16 protein-coding genes are annotated in these 17,201 nt (G+C 62.8%); 3 read left to right on the forward strand and 13 right to left on the reverse strand.

Features of this window, described 5'->3' with window-relative positions:
- Positions 1-30: 30 nt before the first annotated feature.
- Together tgt and queA are read right to left on the reverse strand one after the other, a co-directional pair.
- The gene (gene tgt / locus IGS61_RS08850; RefSeq protein WP_176385836.1) at positions 31-1,170 is read right to left on the reverse strand and encodes a tRNA guanosine(34) transglycosylase Tgt; all 1,140 of its coding nucleotides are present in this window, start codon (positions 1,168-1,170) and stop codon (positions 31-33) included.
- A 2-nt stretch (positions 1,171-1,172) separates the two neighbouring features.
- Positions 1,173-2,228, reverse strand: a complete 1,056-nt coding sequence (gene queA, locus IGS61_RS08855) for a tRNA preQ1(34) S-adenosylmethionine ribosyltransferase-isomerase QueA (protein ID WP_230539233.1) — start codon at positions 2,226-2,228, stop codon at positions 1,173-1,175.
- A 178-nt stretch (positions 2,229-2,406) separates the two neighbouring features.
- Between queA and recG the strand changes: the two genes are divergently transcribed.
- Positions 2,407-4,509, forward strand: a complete 2,103-nt coding sequence (gene recG, locus IGS61_RS08860) for an ATP-dependent DNA helicase RecG (protein ID WP_230539234.1) — start codon at positions 2,407-2,409, stop codon at positions 4,507-4,509.
- 7 nt (positions 4,510-4,516) lie between these two features.
- On the opposite strand, the gene IGS61_RS27840 is transcribed toward recG, so the two are convergent.
- The 10 genes from IGS61_RS27840 to IGS61_RS08905 all read right to left on the reverse strand — a co-directional run bounded on the left by IGS61_RS27840 (position 4,517) and on the right by IGS61_RS08905 (position 14,196).
- Positions 4,517-4,642: a hypothetical protein gene (locus IGS61_RS27840; protein WP_268993796.1), complete on the reverse strand. Its 126-nt coding sequence runs from the start codon at positions 4,640-4,642 to the stop codon at positions 4,517-4,519.
- Positions 4,642-5,856: an MFS transporter gene (locus IGS61_RS08865; RefSeq protein WP_230539235.1), complete on the reverse strand. Its 1,215-nt coding sequence runs from the start codon at positions 5,854-5,856 to the stop codon at positions 4,642-4,644. Before IGS61_RS08865 ends, IGS61_RS27840 begins: the two co-directional genes overlap by 1 nt.
- Positions 5,857-5,867: 11 nt before the next feature.
- Positions 5,868-6,857: a Gfo/Idh/MocA family protein gene (locus tag IGS61_RS08870; RefSeq protein WP_230539236.1), complete on the reverse strand. Its 990-nt coding sequence runs from the start codon at positions 6,855-6,857 to the stop codon at positions 5,868-5,870.
- Positions 6,858-6,860: 3 nt separating this feature from the next.
- Positions 6,861-7,676 (reverse strand): DUF3025 domain-containing protein, encoded by an 816-nt coding sequence (locus tag IGS61_RS08875; protein ID WP_230539237.1) that lies wholly within the window; start codon positions 7,674-7,676, stop codon positions 6,861-6,863.
- 6 nt (positions 7,677-7,682) lie between these two features.
- Entirely contained in the window at positions 7,683-8,735 is a 1,053-nt protein-coding gene (gene pyrC / locus IGS61_RS08880) for a dihydroorotase (RefSeq protein WP_230539238.1), read from the reverse strand.
- Positions 8,736-8,903: 168 nt separating this feature from the next.
- Positions 8,904-9,629 (reverse strand): amino acid ABC transporter ATP-binding protein, encoded by a 726-nt coding sequence (locus tag IGS61_RS08885; protein ID WP_230539239.1) that lies wholly within the window; start codon positions 9,627-9,629, stop codon positions 8,904-8,906.
- Between the two features lie 19 nt (positions 9,630-9,648).
- Positions 9,649-10,341, reverse strand: a complete 693-nt coding sequence (locus tag IGS61_RS08890) for an amino acid ABC transporter permease (RefSeq protein WP_230539240.1) — start codon at positions 10,339-10,341, stop codon at positions 9,649-9,651.
- Position 10,342: 1 nt separating this feature from the next.
- On the reverse strand, positions 10,343-11,092 hold the full coding sequence (locus IGS61_RS08895) for an amino acid ABC transporter permease (RefSeq protein ID WP_034779060.1): 750 nt from the start codon (positions 11,090-11,092) through the stop codon (positions 10,343-10,345).
- A 98-nt stretch (positions 11,093-11,190) separates the two neighbouring features.
- A complete protein-coding gene (locus IGS61_RS08900; protein WP_230539241.1) occupies positions 11,191-12,147 on the reverse strand; it encodes an amino acid ABC transporter substrate-binding protein in 957 nt (318 codons plus the stop codon).
- A 195-nt stretch (positions 12,148-12,342) separates the two neighbouring features.
- Entirely contained in the window at positions 12,343-14,196 is a 1,854-nt protein-coding gene (locus IGS61_RS08905) for an ABCB family ABC transporter ATP-binding protein/permease (protein WP_230539242.1), read from the reverse strand.
- Positions 14,197-14,257: 61 nt separating this feature from the next.
- Between IGS61_RS08905 and IGS61_RS08910 the strand changes: the two genes are divergently transcribed.
- Complete coding sequence (locus tag IGS61_RS08910) at positions 14,258-14,698, forward strand: acyl-CoA thioesterase (protein WP_086138644.1); 441 nt, start codon at positions 14,258-14,260, stop codon at positions 14,696-14,698.
- Between the two features lie 30 nt (positions 14,699-14,728).
- The gene (locus IGS61_RS08915; protein ID WP_230539243.1) at positions 14,729-16,321 is read left to right on the forward strand and encodes an alkaline phosphatase D family protein; all 1,593 of its coding nucleotides are present in this window, start codon (positions 14,729-14,731) and stop codon (positions 16,319-16,321) included.
- On the opposite strand, the gene IGS61_RS08920 is transcribed toward IGS61_RS08915, so the two are convergent.
- A complete protein-coding gene (locus IGS61_RS08920) occupies positions 16,318-17,199 on the reverse strand; it encodes a LytR/AlgR family response regulator transcription factor (protein WP_230539244.1) in 882 nt (293 codons plus the stop codon). The two genes, IGS61_RS08915 and IGS61_RS08920, sit on opposite strands and share 4 nt — an antisense overlap.
- Positions 17,200-17,201: the final 2 nt, after the last annotated feature.

The raw sequence follows: 17,201 nt of genomic DNA on the forward strand, positions 1-17,201 counted from the left end.
GCTGTTGCCAGAGCGCAAGCTAAGGTTTTCTTAAGTTCCGCGTGCGCGTTCCGCGTGGAATTGCAGGGTAAACGCGTGGAAACGGTCTTCGTCCAGCGCCTCGCGCATCTGGCGCATCAGGTCCAGGTAGTAATGCAGGTTGTGGATGGTATTTAAACGCGCGCCGAGGATTTCCTTGGAGCGGTGCAGATGGTGCAGGTAGGCGCGCGAAAAATTGCGGCAGGCGTAGCAGCTGCAGGTCTCGTCGAGCGGCGCCTGGTCTTCCTTGTATTTGGCGTTCTTGATCTTGATGTCGCCAAAACGGGTGAACAGCCAGCCATTGCGGGCGTTACGCGTCGGCATGACGCAGTCGAACATGTCGATGCCGTTCGACACGCCCGCCACCAGGTCTTCCGGCGTACCGACGCCCATCAGGTAATGGGGCTTGTTGGCCGGCAAGCGCGGACCCACGTGGGCCAGCATGCGCATCATGTCTTCCTTCGGCTCGCCCACGGACAGGCCGCCGATGGCGATGCCGGGGAAATCGATCTCTTCGAGCTTGGCCAGCGACTCGTCGCGCAGCATTTCGAACATGCCGCCCTGCACGATGCCGAACAACGCATTCGGGTTTTCGCCGCGGTGGAACTCGTCCTTCGAGCGCTGCGCCCAGCGCAAGGACATGCGCATGGACTTGGCCGCTTCCTCGATGGTGGCCGGACGGCCCTGAATTTCGTACGGCGTGCATTCGTCGAACTGCATGACGATGTCGGAATTCAGGACGCGCTGCACCTGCATCGACACTTCCGGCGACAGGAACAGCTTATCGCCGTTGATGGGCGAATTGAAATGCACGCCCTCTTCCGTGATCTTGCGCATGGCGCCCAGCGAAAACACCTGGAAACCGCCCGAATCCGTCAAAATAGGCTTGCTCCAGCCCATGAAGCCGTGCAAGCCGCCGAATTTCTCCATGACGGTGTTGCCTGGACGCAACCACAGGTGAAACGTGTTGCCCAGGATGATCTGCGCGTCGATCTCGTTCAGTTCCAGCGGCGACATGGCTTTCACGGAGCCGTAAGTGCCCACTGGCATGAAGATCGGCGTCTGCACGACGCCATGGTTGAGTTTCAAGGTGCCGCGGCGTGCCTTGGTCAGGCCGCTCGTGTCGGTCTTGAGTAGTGTAAATTCCAGCATGGTCAGTCTTTCACGGGAGTATCAAGGTTCAGCGGAGCGCGCGATTGCGTGGTGAGCAGCATCGCATCGCCATAGCTGAAGAAACGGTAGTTCTGCGCGATCGCATGCGCGTAGGCATGGCGGATCGGTTCATAGCCGGCAAAGGCCGACACCAGCATCAGCAGGGTCGACTTCGGCAAATGGAAGTTGGTGATCAGCCGCGTCACCGTTTTAAACGCATAGCCGGGCGTGATGAACAGGGCCGTATCGGCGCTGCCCGCCACCAGCTGGCCGCTTTGCGAAGCCGATTCCAGCGCGCGCAGGCTGGTCGTGCCGACGGCCACCACGTCGCGCCCGGCCTGCTGCGCGGCGCGCACGGCGTCGACGGTTTCCTGCGGCATGGTGTACCACTCGGTATGCATCTTGTGCTCGGCCAGCACTTCCGTGCGCACGGGCTGGAAAGTGCCGGCGCCCACGTGCAGGGTGACATAGGCAAAGTTGACGCCCTTGGCCTTCAATTGGTCGAGCAGGGCCTGGTCGAAATGCAGGCCCGCCGTCGGCGCGGCGACAGCGCCGGGCACCTTGTTGAACACTGTCTGATAGCGCGTTTCGTCGAATGCGTCCGCATCGTGCTCGATGTAGGGCGGCAGCGGCAGGCGGCCATGCGCCTCGATCAGCTCGAACACGTCGGCCTCGAAGTGCAAGGTAAAGAATTCGCCGGCGCGCTGGCCGACCGTCACGTCGAAGGCGTCGGCCAGGCGGATGCGGCAGCCGGGCGGCGGCGACTTCGACGCGCGCACCTGGGCCAGCACGGTGCGGTCGTCGAGCACGCGCTCGACGAGCGCCTCGATCTTGCCGCCGCTTTCCTTGACGCCGAAGAAGCGCGCCTTCAACACGCGCGTATCGTTCATTACCAGCAGGTCGCCCGCCTGCAACAGCCCGACGATATCGGCAAAGCTGCGGTCAACCAGGGCGTCGCCGTCCAGGTGCAACAGGCGCGAGGCGCTGCGCTCGGCCAATGGAGTTTGCGCAATGTTTTCTTGCGGCAAATTAAAATCGAAATCGGAAAGCGAATACATGCGTTTTGCTTCAAAAGTACGTCAAAAATGATTAGGAGTGCGCAATGGAACATCTGGCACTATACTGTGCGCCTATACAGGCATTACAATAATCCGCCGCAACAATTTACAACTGCGGTACGCACAGGGTGTGCCGGACAACCCTCTATTTTACGCTAGCGGCACCAAAACCTTGCATATGTCCGATCCCAAGCCCGATCTTCCTCCCACAGCCAAGCCTGCCGCGAAGCCGAAAGCCGTCAAAAAGGTGGTCAGCACGGAAAGCCGGCTGGCCAAGCTGGGCTTGCGCACGGATATGGACCTGGTGCTGCACCTGCCGATGCGCTACGAGGATGAGACCAAGGTCTACACCATCCGCGACGCCTGCCTGCGCGGCGGCGAGTCGTGGCAGGTGGAAGGGGTCGTCACCAAGTGCGAAGTCAACTTCAAGCCGCGCAAGCAGTTGCTGGTGACGATCGCCGATGAAACGGGCAATTTGCTGCTGCGCTTCATGAATTTCTACGGCAGCCAGGTCAAGCAGCTGGCCGAAGGCACGCGGGTGCGCGCGCGCGCCGAACTCAAACACGGTTTTTTCGGCGCCGAGATGGTGCACCCGACGTATAAAGTGGTCAACGAGGGCGCGCCGCTGCCCACGGCCCTGACGCCCGTGTACCCGTCCGGCGAAGGCCTGTCGCAGCACGTCCTGCGGCGCGAAATCGCCGACGCCATGCGCCGCATCGACTGGCAGGACACCTTGCCGGGCCAGCTGCTGCACGACATGCAGCTGTCGCCTTTCCGCGCCGCCGTGCACCTGCTGCACTATCCGCCGCAGGACATCGATGAAAGCGCGCTGATGGACCGTTCGCATCCGGCCTGGGTACGCATGAAGTTCGATGAACTGCTGGCGCAGCAGCTGTCGCTCAAACGCGCCCAGCGCGCGCGCCGCTCGAAAGGCGCCGCCTCGCTGCCCGTCGTCGGCACGCTGTCGGATGCCTTCGGCGCCGCCCTGCCCTTCAAGCTGACGGGCGCGCAGGCGCGCGTGCTCGAGGAAATCCGCGCCGACCTGCGCCAGCCCTACCCGATGCAGCGCCTGCTGCAAGGCGACGTTGGCAGCGGCAAGACGGTCGTCGCCGCCCTGTCGGCCACGCAGGCCATCGACAGCGGCTACCAGGCCGCGCTGATGGCGCCCACGGAGATACTGGCCGAGCAGCACTTCCGCAAGATCGCCGCCTGGATGGAGCCGCTGGGCGTGAAGGTGGCCTGGCTGACGGGCAGCCTGAAGAAAAAAGAAAAGACGGCGGCGCTGGCCCTGATCGAATCGGGTGAAGCGCAGCTGGTGATCGGCACGCATGCGCTGATCCAGGACAATGTGCTGTTTGCCAAACTGGGCCTGGTGATCGTCGACGAGCAGCACCGCTTCGGCGTGGGCCAGCGCCTGACCCTGCGCAACAAGGGCGACAGCGCGGCCGTGCCGCACCAGCTGATGATGTCGGCCACGCCGATTCCGCGCACCCTGGCCATGACGTATTACGCCGACCTGGAAGTGTCGGTGATCGACGAGCTGCCGCCCGGACGCAGCCCCATCGTCACGCGCGCCATCGACCAGAACCGCCGCGACGAAGTCATCGCCCGCGTGTACGCGGCCGCGCTGGAAGGCCGGCAGGTGTACTGGGTCTGCCCGCTGATCGAGGAATCGGAAGCGCTGCAGCTGCAGACAGCCACCGACACCTACATGATGCTGGCCGAGGCCCTGCCCGCGCTGCAGGTGGGCCTCGTGCACGGCCGCCTGAAGCCGGCGGAAAAGCAGGAGGTAATGGACGCCTTCATCGCCGGGCATATCCACGTGCTGGTGGCCACCACCGTCATCGAGGTGGGCGTCGACGTGCCGAACGCCTCGCTGATGGTGATCGAGCATGCCGAGCGCTTCGGCTTGTCGCAACTGCACCAGTTGCGCGGCCGCGTGGGACGGGGATCGGCGGCCAGCGTCTGCCTGCTGCTGTACCAGGGCCCGCTGGGCGGCGTGGCGCGCCAGCGTTTGATGACCATGCGCGAGACGACGGACGGTTTTGAAATTGCCCGCCGCGACCTGGAAATCCGCGGCCCCGGCGAATTTCTCGGCGCGCGCCAGTCCGGCCAGGCCATGCTGCGTTTCGCCGACCTGGAAACGGATCAATGGCTGGTAGACCAGGCGCGCGACGTGGCGCACGATTTACTGCACGCCACCACGGCGGCTGCCGCAGCCACCGTGGAAGCGCACCTGGCGCGCTGGCTGGGCGGGAAAGAGGAATTCCTGAAAGTCTAGGAGCGCCCTACATGCACATCCAGAAGCGGTTCGCCAGGTCCAGCATGAAGTCGGGACGCAGATAGGCCAGGTAGACGATGGCCAGCAGCGCGGCGCCAGCCAGGCGCCATAACCATGTGCGCCAGCTGGCCATTACGCGGCTACCGCCACGCGCTTGACGGCGCGCTCGTCGATGGGCAGGTTGATCAGCGCGGCCAGCAGCCCCAGCCCGATGGTGATCATCCACACGATGTGATAACTGCCCTGGTGTTCGTACAGATAGCCGCCCAGCCACGCGCCAAGGAAACTGCCCACCTGGTGCGAGAAGAACACCATCCCGGCCAGCATCGACAAATGCTTGACGCCAAAGATGCCAGCGATGATGCCGTTCGTCAGCGGCACGGTCGACAGCCACAGCACGCCCATGCCGGCGGCGAACAGGTACACCGACCACGCCGACAATGGCGCCAGCAGGAACACGGTGATGACCACGGCGCGCGTCACGTAGATGGCCGACAGCAGGTAGCGCTTGGCTATCTTGCCACCGAGTTTACCCGCATAGTAGGAGCCGACGATGTTGAACAGGCCGATCAGGGCCAGCGCCGTGACGGCGATGTTCGGATTCATCAGGCCCTGATCCTTCAGGTAGGCGGGCAAGTGCACGCCGATGAACACCAGCTGGAAACCGCAGACAAAATACCCTGCCAGCAGCAGCCAGAACGAGCGGCTGGCGATGGCTTCACTGAAGGCCGCGCCAACGCTTTGCTGCGGGCCGCTGGCGTGCGAGACGGGTGGCTCGCGCAAATAAAAGGCCATCGGGATCATCGCCAGCAGCACCAGCGCGGCCAGCACATAAAAGGCGTTTTGCCAGCCCACGGCGGAAATCAGCTGCTGCTCCACCGGCATCATCAGAAACTGGCCGAACGAGCCCGCCGCAGACGAGATGCCGAAGGCCCACGAGCGCTGCTCGGGCGGCGCGCTGCGGCCGATGATGCCGCTGATGGCGCCAAAGGCCGTGCAGGCCAGCGCCAGGCCGATGAAGATGCCGGAACCGACGATGAACAGGGTGGGCTGCGTCATCAGCGCCATCCACACGAGGCCCGCCATGTAGCTGATGGCGCCGACGATGACGACGCGCATGGTGCCGAAACGGTCGGCCGCCATGCCGGCGAACGGGCCGAAGACGCCCCACATCAGGTTTTGCATGGCCAGCGCCAGCGAATACGTTTCGCGCGTCCAGCCGTTCGCTTGCGAGATCGGCTGCATCCAGAAGCCCAGGCCGTGGCGCACGCCCATCGCCAGGGTCAGGACGACGCCGCTGGCGATGAGGACAGTCTTCAGGCTGGGACGCGATGCGTGCAATGTCATGGGATTCCTGTTCACGCCTGGTCGGCTTGGTAAACGAGGCCGATCTGGCCGCGCATGGTATCGAGGTTGCGCATCAGCGCCACGCTGTCGGCGTGTGGCATGACGGGGCTTTCCAGCAGGCCGGCGCGGATGCAGCGCATCGCTTCGATGGCCTCGTGCGCATAGCCATTGCCCAGGTGCGGCGCGGCGACGACGCGGCGTTCGCCATCCATCGTTTCGACGATCAGCTGGTCGGGCTTGTAAAAACGGTTGGGCAGGCGGATGCGCCCCAGGCTGCCGGAAATGGTCATTTCCGTCGGCGTCTGCGCGCGCAGACTGCAGGCGCAGGACGAGGTGCCGCCACCCGCGTGCAGCAGCGAGAACACCACCTGTTCATCGACGCCGGTGGCGCCCATCTCGGCAAGCGCCTGCACCTGCGATACCGGGCCGAGGAAGAAGGCCGCCATCGACAGCGGATAGATACCCACGTCGAGCAGCGCGCCGCCGCCGAGTTCCGGATTGAACATGCGGTGCTCGGGCGGGAAATTGGCGACAAAGCCGATATCGGCCTGCACTTGCCGCAGCACGCCGATTTCGCCGCTGGCGATGATGCGTTTGGCTTCCTGCACGGCGGGCAGGAAACGGCTCCACATCGCTTCCATCAAAAACAGCTTTTTCTCGCGCGCCAGGTCAACCACGGCCAGCGCCTCGCGCGCGTTCATGGTGAACGGCTTTTCGCACACGACGTGCTTGCCGGCGGCCAGGCACATCAGGGCATTTTCCGCATGCAGGGTGTGCGGCGTGGCGATGTAGATCACGTCCACGCCAGGATCGTCAGCCAGCGCCTGGTAGGAGCCGTGACAACGCTCGATGCCGAATTCGGCGCCGAACGCTTGCGCGCCGGCGGCGCTGCGCGAGGTGACGGCCGCCAGCTGCGCTCCAGGCGCGTCGCGCAAGCCATTGGCCATCGCGCGGGCGATCTTGCCGGTGCCGAGGATGCCCCAGCGGACGGTATGCTCCATGCTCTACTCTCTTTCTGTGCCTGCTGCCTTGCGCTTCGGGCGGAACACCGCCGCGTCATTGTAAAAATCGTCGTCCTGGCCTTCGCACCAGCCGGGCAAACCGAGCACCGGCAACGGCGTGAAGTCCGCCGTGGTGAGGCCTTGCTGCGCCAGATCCTGCGCCACCCGCTCGTCGAGCCAGGCGCGCCGTGCCGCGTCGTCGAGCGCAAAGTAAGCGTCGCCGGCAAGGATCACGCGCGTATGCGCCGTGATGGCCTTGCGCGGCGCTACCAGTTTTTCCATCAGTGCGTGGCCGAACAGCCAGACTTCGGCGTCGCCGCCTGCGCCAAATTTATCACGCTGCGCGATGAACGCGCTGCGCCAGTCGTGCCCGCGCAAGGCCGCTTCCAGCGCGCGCCCCGCATCGCTGTCGCGCAGCACCAGCAAGGCGGAGTTTTCATCGAAAATGGTCGCGCCGTCGCGCGCGGGACCACGCGATTTACCGACGCCGGACAGGGCGATCTGCGCGGCCTGCAGCGCATTCAACTGCCGCTTGATGCGCGGGAAAGTGAGCCACACGAGTGCGTTGAAAAAATCGTGCAGATTGTCGCGCGTGGGCACGCCGCCCGTGGCGCCGATGAACTCTTCGTAGGCCATGCCTTCGGGCAGGTCCGCTTGCGGCACGAAGGCCAGCGGCAAGCCGGACGGATTGCGCAAGTCCAGCGCCCGCGCACGTCCGTTCAGCGCCGCGATCACCGTGTCGCGCTGCAGGTCCAGCTGCCGTCGCGCCGGCAGCACCGTGGCAAACCAGGGGCGGGTCCAGTCTATCGATGGCAGCATGAACGCTTAGACCATTTTCCAGTTGATCTGTTCGCCCGCGTTGAGCGGAATCACGTGGCTGTCGCCCAGCGGCAGCGAAGCCGGCAAGGTCCAGCTTTCGCGACGCAAGGTGATGGTATCCGTGTTGCGCGGCACGCCGTAGAAGGCCGGGCCGTGGAAGCTGGCGAACGCCTCCAGTTTATCGAGCGCGCCGGCCCGTTCGAACGCTTCGGCATACATTTCCATCGCGTGCAGGGCCGTATAGCAGCCGGCGCAACCGCAGGCCATTTCCTTGGCGCCTTGCGCGTGCGGCGCCGAATCGGTGCCGAGGAAGAAGCGCTCGTCGCCGCTGGCGGCTGCCGTCATCAGCGCCAGGCGGTGCTCTTCGCGCTTGAGGATGGGCAGGCAGTAGTAATGGGGGCGGATGCCGCCCTTGAAAATCTCGTTGCGGTTGTACAGCAGATGGTGCGCCGTGATGGTGGCGGCGATCGGGCCTTCCGCTTCAGCCACGTACTGCGCCGCATCCTTGGTGGTGATATGCTCGAACACGACGGACAGGGCCGGGAAGGCGCTGCGCAGCGGACGCATCACGCGTTCGATGAAGACGGCTTCGCGGTCGAAAATGTCGATTTCCGGATCCGTCACTTCGCCGTGCACGAGGAAGGGCATGCCCACTTCCTGCATCACTTCGAGCACCTTGTAGCAATTCTTCAAATCCGTCACGCCCAGGTCGGAATTCGTCGTCGCGCCCGCCGGATACAATTTGACGGCCTGCACGATGCCGCTGTCCTGCGCGCGGCGGATTTCCTCGGGCGAGGTGTTGTTCGTCAGGTACAGCACCATCAGCGGATCGAAGTTCACGCCCTCCGGCACGGCGGCCAGGATGCGCTCGCGGTAGGCGCTGGCATCGGCCGTGGTGGTAACGGGCGGCTTCAGGTTCGGCATGACGATGGCGCGACCGAACTGGCGCGCGCTGTGCGGCAGCACGCTGGCCATGACGGCGCCATCGCGCAGGTGCAAATGCCAGTCGTCTGGACGGGTGATGGTGATGGAATCTGGGGTGTGATCGGGTGTGGACATGGCGGCTGCTCTCAGGCGGTCATTGCGGATAGCGCCATTTTACCAGCCGCGGGGCTGCCTTTGCGGCCAGACTGCCGGAGGCAAACCGGACGCAAACCGGACGCAAGCGTGCTGTCAACGCAAAAACGGCCGGTGGAAACCGGCCGTTTTTATCAAGAAAACCTGGGATCAGTGAATGATTTTCGCCAAGAAATCACGCGCGCGATCCGAGCGCGTCGTGTTGAAGAAATCATCCTTGCTGCAATCCTCGATGATTTTGCCCTGGTCCATGAAAACGATGCGGTTGGCCACGCGCCGGGCAAAACCCATTTCGTGCGTGACGACCATCATCGTCATGCCTTCCTGCGCCAGGCCCACCATCACGTCGAGCACTTCGTTGATCATTTCCGGGTCGAGCGCCGACGTCGGCTCGTCGAACAGCATGGCGATCGGGTCCATCGACAGCGCGCGGGCAATCGCCACGCGCTGCTGCTGGCCGCCCGACAACTGGCCCGGGAATTTATCCTGCTGCGACAGCAGGCCCACGCGGTCCAGGTATTTCAAGCCCTTGGCATTGGCTTCGTCGGCGCTGCGCCCCAGCACCTTGACCTGGCCGATGGTCAGGTTTTCGCGGATGGACAAATGCGGGAACAGCTCGAAATTCTGGAACACCATGCCGATGCGCGCGCGCAATTTGGACAGGTTCGTCTTCGGGTGGTTGACGGCGATGCCGTCGACGAAAATCTGTCCCTGCTGGATCGGCTCGAGGCCGTTGACGGTCTTGATCAAGGTCGACTTGCCGGAGCCGGACGGGCCGCAAATGACCATCACGTCGCCCTTGTCGACATTGGTGCTGCAGTCGGTCAGTACCTGGAACTGGCCATACCATTTGCTGACGTTATTGAGTTCAATCATCTTGTTCTTTCTTTTACGGTTAGCGAATGATGGCGACGCGTTTCTGCAGGCGTTTTACCAGGAATGACAAGGCATAGCACAGCACGAAATACACGACGGCGACAAACACGTACATCTCCACCAGGCGGCCGTCGCGCTGGGCGATTTTCGAGGCGGCGCCAACGAAATCGGGGATCGACAGCACGTACACGAGCGACACGTCCTGGAACAGCACGATGGTTTGCGTCAGCAGCACGGGAATCATGTTGCGGAAGGCTTGCGGCAGCACGATGAAGGCCATGGTCTGCGAGTAATTCATGCCCAGCGCCTGGCCCGCCCACACCTGGCCGCGGGGAATCGACTGTATGCCGCTGCGCATGATCTCGCAATAGTAGGCCGCCTCGAACATGATGAAGGTGATCAGCGCGGAAGAAAACGCACCCACTTTCACGGGTTCGTTCGCGCCGATGACCCAGGCGGCGATATACGGCACCAGGAAGTAGAACCAGAAGATCACCAGCACCAGCGGGATCGAGCGTATCAGGTTGACGTAGCTCGACGCCACGCCCGAGATGAGGCGGCTGCCGGACAAACGCATCAGCGCCAGCACGGTGCCCAGCACGATGCCGCCGACCATGGCCAGCGCCGTCAGTTTCAGGGTAAACACCATGCCGGTCTGGAACAGGTAGACCCACGAGCGGGAGATGACGTCGAAGTCGAAATTGCCGAACATATCAGTGTCCTCCCGTCTTGGCGCCGGCCACGATGAAGCCCGGGATGGCGACCTTTTTTTCGATCAGGTGCATCAGCACCACCACCAGCAGGTTGACGACGACGTAGATGATGGTGGCGGCCGAAAACGCCTCGAACACCTGGAAGGAAAACTCCTGGATGGCGCGCGCGCTGGCCGTCAGTTCGATCAGGCCAATGGTCAACGCCACGGAACTGTTCTTGATGATGTTTAAAAACTCGCTGGTCAGCGGCGGCATGATGACGCGCGCGGCCATCGGCAGCAGAATGAAGCGGTAGGTTTGCGGCAGGGTCAGGCCCAGCGCCGTGCCGGCCAGTTTCTGCCCGCGCGGCAGCGCCTCGATGCCCGTCGTCACCTGCACGGCCACGCGCGAGGAGGTAAAGAATCCCAGGCACAGCACGGCCGTGACGAACGGCGCATTCGGCAGCGACTTGACCCAGGCGCCCAGATCAGGCGGCAGCAGTTCCGGCATGACGAAATACCAGAGGAACATCTGCACCAGCAGCGGCACATTGCGAAACAATTCCACATACGCATTGGCCACGCCCACCAGCCATTTGTTCGGCAAGGTGCGCACGGTGCCGATCACCAGACCCAATATCAGCGCCATGATCCAGGCCGTACCGGCCGTGGCCAGGGTCCAGATCAAGCCGGACCACAGCGTGTCCATATACGTGCCCACGCCATCGGGAGAAATCTCCCAGAAAATGCGCCAATTCCAGTTGTAATTCATGATCATCCTTCCCGTGCAGCCCAAGGACGGCGGCCAGCCGGCCGACCATCCCGCAAATAAATCGGGAGGCTTGCGCCTCCCGGTTTGTTACGCAATCTTTACTTTTTCCGTTTGTCCGAAGTCTTCTGCGCTTCGGGCACGGCCGCATATGCTGCCGGGTCGCCCGAGTCGGTCGGATTCATGAACACGGCCTTCAGTTGCGGCGGCATGGGGAATTTCAGGTTGATGTTTTTCGGTGGAATCGGCGAGGTAAACCATTTCGCATAAATGCGGTTGATGTCGTCGCTCTTGTACAGGCGGATCAGCGCGTCGTCGACCACTTTCTTGAAGGCCGGGTCGCCCTTGCGCAGCATGATGCCGTACGGCTCGACCGACAGCGCTTCCTTGGTGATTTCGTAGTCGTTCGGGTTCTTCGAGTTGGCCACTTGCGAGGCCAGCAAAATGTCGTCGTTGGCTTCGGCCACCGCGCGGCCCGTTTCCAGCATCAGGAACGACTCGGGATGATCCTTGCCGACGGCAATGTTCATGCCCAGGTTCTTTTCCTTGTTCAAAATCGTCATCTGCTTGATGGTCGACGTGCCCGCCGTGGCGACCAGGGTCTTGCCGCGCAAGTCTTCCAGGGTCTTGATGTTCGAGGATTTTTTCGCCAGGATGCGATTGCCGATGACGAACATGGTCGGGGCGAATGCCACCTGCTGCTGGCGCTCCAGGTTGTTCGTCGTCGAGCCGCATTCGAGGTCGATAGTGCCGTTGGCCATTAGCGGAATGCGGTTGGCCGACGTGACGGGGCTCATCACCACTTTCAGTTCGCTCAGGCCCAGGTGCTTTTGCAGGGCCGTGACGACTTTCATGCACAGGTCGATCGAATAACCCTGGTATTGCTGCTTGTCATCGAGATAGGAGAAGGGCACGGAGCCGTCGCGCACGCCGAGGGTGACGGAACCGGCTTTCTTGATCTTGGCCAAGGTGCCGGTCAATTCCTGGGCCTGGACTGGCGACATGCTGCTGATGACACCGACGCTGAGCAGCGTGGCGATGATTTTGGTCAATTTCATAAATTCTCCTGGGCGGACAAACCGGATGGACTCCGAACGAAACAACTGTGGTGCAGACGCCACCAATGGAATTAATTTTATTTCATTTTCAGCGCCGGACCAGCCGTTTTCTGCGATTGCCGTCAAATAGGCGCTATACGCGCGCCTGAAGGGGCGCGGCTGTAGCATTTTTCCTACTGATTTCCCATTCCCGATTTATTTTGCCGGCGCCAGCCCCGCCAACTCGTCCTGTTCGCCGCGCTCTTCATCCTGGTTCGCCTGCTGGCGTTGCCACATCTGCGCGTACAGGCCATCCGCCGCCAGCAATTGCGGATGCGTGCCCCGTTCGACGATGCGGCCATGGTCGAGCACGAGGATTTGCTGGGCGTCGGCCACCGTCGACAGACGGTGCGCGATCACCAGGGTGGTGCGGTTTTTGGCGATGTCCTTCAGCTGCGCCTGGATCGCCTGTTCGGCCTTGGAGTCGAGCGCCGAAGTGGCTTCATCGAAGATCAGGATGGCCGGGTCTTTCAGCAAGGTGCGGGCGATGGCCACGCGCTGCTTTTCGCCGCCCGACAGTTTTAAACCCCGCTCGCCCACCATGGAGTTGTAGCCATCTGGCAAGCTTTCAATAAAATCATGGATCGATGCCGCTTTCGCCGCCGCCACGATGGCGTCCTTGCTGGCGCCTGGCTTGCCATAGGCGATGTTGTATTCGATGGCGTCGTTGAACAGCACCGTATCCTGCGGCACGATGCCGATGGCCGCGCGCAACGAATCCTGCGTTACGGCGCGCAAGTCCTGGCCATCGATGGTGATGCCGCCGCCATCGACTTCATAGAAGCGGAACAGTAAACGCGACAAGGTCGACTTGCCCGAGCCGCTGTGGCCCACCACGGCCGTCGTGGTGCCGGCCGGTATCTGGAAATCCACGTCAAACAGGATTTGCCGCTTCGCTTCATAGCTGAAATCCACATGCGCGAAACGCACGGCCGCGCCGCGCGTGACGAGCGGTTTGGCGTCCGGCGTATCGGCGATTTCGCGGTTTTCGTTCAGCAAGGAAAACAGGCGTTCCATGTCGGCCAGGCTTTGCTTGATTTCGCGATAAATAACGCCCAGGAAATTGAGGGGAATATACAGCTGGATCATGAAGGCGTTCACCAGCACCAGGTCGCCCAGAGTCATCGTGCCGGCGATCACGCCCACGGTGGCGCGCCAGAGAATTAATGTCACGGCCGTGGCGATGATCAGCGACTGGCCCGTATTGAGCAAGGACAAGGAAGTTTGCGATTTCACGGCCGCCGATTCGTAGCGCTGCAAGCCCTCGTCGTAGCGCTTCGCCTCGTAATCCTCGTTGCCGAAATATTTCACGGTTTCATAGTTAATCAGCGAATCGATGGCCTTGGTATTTGCCTTCGAATCGAGGTCGTTCATGGTGCGGCGGAAATGCGTGCGCCAGTTCGTCACCAGCACGGTGAACGCGATGTACGACACCAGCGCCACCGCCGTGATCACGGTGAACCAGATGTCGTAATGCAAGACCAGATAGCCGAGCACGAGGGTGATTTCCACCAGGGTCGGCAAGATGTTGAACAGGGTGTAGGAAATGAGCGAACCGACACTGCGCGTGCCCCGTTCGATATCGCGCGTCATGCCGCCCGTCTGGCGGTTCAAATGAAAACGCAGGGACAAGGCATGCAGGTGGCGGAACACTTGCAGGGCGATGGTGCGCACGGCGCGCTGCGTGACCCGGGCGAACAGAAATTCGCGCAATTCCGTAAACAAGGTGGTCGACAGGCGCAGCAAGCCGTAAGCCACGAGCAAGCCGACGGGCAGCACCAGCAGCGCCTGCGGATGCGCCGCCGTGATCGTCATGGCGTCGACGAGTTTTTTCAGGATCAGCGGCACGCCCACGTTGGCCAGCTTGGCGCCCACCAGGCAAAGCAGCGCCAGCAGCACTCGCCATTTGTAGACCCACAGGTATGGCAGCAAGGTCTTGATGGTGGCGAAATCGCTGTGGCTGGCGGAAGCTGGCGAGCGGGGCGGAGGGGGAGTCTGGGAACGGCGCATGGCGAAGGTCGGCTTTTTATGGTTCAATCGCAGCAATTGTAGCCTTTCATGAGAATAAAAGATGAGCACCTCCCCCGCCCGCCCCGACAACTGCCTCGCCTCCGGCCTGCCCGCCGGAAAAATGCCGGAATTGCGCATGATGCCCGCGCCGTCCGACGCCAATGTGTACGGCGACGTCTTCGGCGGCTGGATCATGGCGCAAGTCGATATCGCCGGTTCCCTGCCGGCCACGCGGCGCGCCAACGGCCGTGTCGCCACCATCGCCGTCAACTCCTTCGTCTTCAAAAACCCCGTCTTCGTCGGCGATCTGCTCTCGTTCTACGCCGACATCGTCAAGGTGGGCAATACCTCGATCACCGTCAACGTGGAAGTGTATGCCGAGCGCAACCGCCTGCAGGCGTGCATCGTGAAAGTCACGGAAGCAACCCTGATCTATGTGGCGACGGACTCTGACCGCAAGCCGCGCAAGGTGCCGCCGATCGAGACCTTATTGGCGTCCTGATTGTCGTATTAATCCCACGTTTCAGACGGCATGGATAGCCAGCGCCGCATCTTCCTGCACAGCGCCGCCCGCATCGGTGCGCTGGCCGCCGCCGGCAGCGTGCTGTCCGGTTCCAGCGCCAGCGCCGCCACGCGCCTGAACGGCGCGGGCTACCCGTTTGCGCTCGGCGTCGCTTCCGGCTCGCCCCTGCCCGACGCCGTCGTGCTGTGGACGCGCATCTGCTACGACCCGCTGCAGGCTGCCGCCACGCCCGCCATCGCCCTGAACGTGCGCTGGGAAGTGGCCGAAGACGAAGCTTTCCGGCGCATCGCCGCCAAAGGGCAAGCGACGGCCACGCCCGCCCTCGCGCACAGCGTGCATGTCGACGCGGGCGGCCTGGCGCCCGGACGCTGGTACTGGTACCGCTTCATGCTGGGCGACGCCGTCAGCCCCGTGGGCCGTACGCGCACGGCGCCCGAGCCCGGCTCCATGCCTTCTTCGCTGAAACTGGCTGTCGCCTCATGCCAGCACTGGGAATTCGGCGCGTATGCGGCGCACCGGCACATCGCCGCGGCCGCGCCCGACCTGGTAGCCTTTCTCGGCGACTACATCTATGAGTGGGGGCCGTACCAGCTGCAGCACCCGAACCGGGCCATGCGCACGCATGAAAGCTTTACCCTGGACGAGTACCGCGCCCGCTATGCGCAGTACAAGAGCGACCGCGACTTGCAGGGCGCGCACCTGGCCGCGCCGTGGATCGTCACCTGGGATGACCATGAAGTGGCCAACGATTACGGCAACGACCGCGACGAGTTGCTCACGCCCACCTTCTTGCAGCGCCGCGCGGCCGCCTACCAGGCGTTTTATGAGCACATGCCGCTACGGCTGCTGCCCTTGGGACGGCGGGGCTTTGTCGACATGCGCATCTACCAGCGCTACGACTGGGGCCGCCTGGCGCGCTTCCACGTGCTGGACGACCGGCAATACCGCGCCTACCACGCCTGCGCCAGGCCCGGCCGCGGCGGCTCGAATTCCGTCACCACGCGCAGCTGCCCCGACTTGCTCAAGCCCGGCCGCACCATGCTGGGCGAGGAACAGCAGCGCTGGCTGCAAACCGGTCTCGATGATTCTCCCGCGCGCTGGAATATCCTGGCCCAGCAAACCCTGATGGCGCAATCGAGCCAGGTGCCCATCCTGCGCCCCGGCGACGAGCGCGTCTGGACCGATGGCTGGGACGGTTACCCGATGGCGCGCCAGCACCTGCTTGACGCCTTGCGCAGCAGCAAGGCCAGCAACCCGCTGGTGCTGTCGGGCGACGTGCACACCTTTTATGCCACGGAACTGAGCCGCAACGCCATGCGCCCCACCGGCAAGGATAATCCCGTGCTGGCCACGGAGTTTTGCGGCACCTCAATCACCTCGAGTTCCCGCCCGCAGGCGCGCACGGAGCAGTACGTGGCGATGAATCCGCACATCCGCTACGGGCGCAGCGACAAGCGCGGCTATATGTTGATGGAAATCACGCCGGAGAAAACGACGACCCTGTTCCAGGGTCTGGAAAATGTGCGCGACAGCGCGTCGACCATCGCGACACTGGCCAGTTTCACCGTCCAGGATGGCAAGGCTGGCGTGCAGCGCGTCTAGCCTATGCTTTTCAAGGCCTCGCGGTAGCGCCGGCTGACGGGCACTTCGCCCCCAGTGGAAAGTACCGCGCGGGCATCGCCCGATTCCAGCGGCACGATGGCTTGTACGAAATCAAGATTGACGATATAGCTGCGGTGCACACGCAGGAAGCGCTTGCTATCCAGGCGGCGCTCGATGGCCGCCATGGTCGAGCGCAACGGATAATCATGGCCGCGCACGTGCAAATTCACATAATTGCCCCAGGCCTGTATCCACTCGATATCGGCGGCGGGCAACAGAAAATCCTTGCCCAGCTTGCGCACCAGGAAGCGTTCCGGCTGCTGCACCGGCTCCACGGCCAGTCCCTCGTCGGGTTCGCCCAGCAGGGTCGCCTCGCCTTGCCAGCGCATCAGCAGCAACTGGTAAAAGCCCGTGAACAATAAAATGGAGAAGTAAGTGCGCACATCCTTAACATATTCATAAGGCAATTCGCGCCACCAGTTACCGAAATCGTAATCGCTGCCGGCGCTCCAGTACGCCAGTTTGCGCAAGGCCACCATGGCCAGCACATGCACGAGGCTGTAGACCAGCGACGCGATCAGGTGCCAGCGCAGGTTTTGGCGCTGGAAAATCAGGTGCAAGGGCCGAAGCTGGTTAGCCAGGATCACCACCGGCACCAGCGCCAGCAACACCAGGTTGCTGCTCCACTCCCACACGGCCACTTCCCAGAACGGTGTAGCGAGCCCGGCGCGTTGGCGATCCGTCCAGCTGATCCAGCAGTTGAGCGACGTTTGCAGCAGATACAGGACGATCCAGAAAGCTGGCTCGGCGAACTGGCGCCAGCGTTGATATCGTTGCAACAAATCGGTGGAAGACAGGCGCATGGTGTCGGATGGCAAAT

It is taken from the genome of Janthinobacterium sp. FW305-129 (assembly GCF_020858115.1).
Lineage (GTDB): Bacteria > Pseudomonadota > Gammaproteobacteria > Burkholderiales > Burkholderiaceae_D > Janthinobacterium.

Bases quoted from the DNA above. Each gene is read 5' to 3' on its own strand.
- tgt (WP_176385836.1), bottom strand. From the start codon at position 1,170: ATGCTGGAATTTACACTACTCAAGACCGACACGAGCGGCCTGACCAAG.
- IGS61_RS08895 (WP_034779060.1), bottom strand. From the start codon at position 11,092: ATGAATTACAACTGGAATTGGCGCATTTTCTGGGAGATTTCTCCCGAT.
- recG (WP_230539234.1), top strand. From the start codon at position 2,407: ATGTCCGATCCCAAGCCCGATCTTCCTCCCACAGCCAAGCCTGCCGCG.
- queA (WP_230539233.1), bottom strand. From the start codon at position 2,228: ATGTATTCGCTTTCCGATTTCGATTTTAATTTGCCGCAAGAAAACATT.
- IGS61_RS08890 (WP_230539240.1), bottom strand. From the start codon at position 10,341: ATGTTCGGCAATTTCGACTTCGACGTCATCTCCCGCTCGTGGGTCTAC.
- IGS61_RS08900 (WP_230539241.1), bottom strand. From the start codon at position 12,147: ATGAAATTGACCAAAATCATCGCCACGCTGCTCAGCGTCGGTGTCATC.
- IGS61_RS08885 (WP_230539239.1), bottom strand. From the start codon at position 9,629: ATGATTGAACTCAATAACGTCAGCAAATGGTATGGCCAGTTCCAGGTA.
- IGS61_RS08870 (WP_230539236.1), bottom strand. From the start codon at position 6,857: ATGGAGCATACCGTCCGCTGGGGCATCCTCGGCACCGGCAAGATCGCC.
- IGS61_RS08905 (WP_230539242.1), bottom strand. From the start codon at position 14,196: ATGCGCCGTTCCCAGACTCCCCCTCCGCCCCGCTCGCCAGCTTCCGCC.
- IGS61_RS08865 (WP_230539235.1), bottom strand. From the start codon at position 5,856: ATGACATTGCACGCATCGCGTCCCAGCCTGAAGACTGTCCTCATCGCC.
- IGS61_RS27840 (WP_268993796.1), bottom strand. From the start codon at position 4,642: ATGGCCAGCTGGCGCACATGGTTATGGCGCCTGGCTGGCGCCGCGCTG.
- IGS61_RS08915 (WP_230539243.1), top strand. From the start codon at position 14,729: ATGGATAGCCAGCGCCGCATCTTCCTGCACAGCGCCGCCCGCATCGGT.
- pyrC (WP_230539238.1), bottom strand. From the start codon at position 8,735: ATGTCCACACCCGATCACACCCCAGATTCCATCACCATCACCCGTCCA.
- IGS61_RS08875 (WP_230539237.1), bottom strand. From the start codon at position 7,676: ATGCTGCCATCGATAGACTGGACCCGCCCCTGGTTTGCCACGGTGCTG.
- IGS61_RS08910 (WP_086138644.1), top strand. From the start codon at position 14,258: ATGAGCACCTCCCCCGCCCGCCCCGACAACTGCCTCGCCTCCGGCCTG.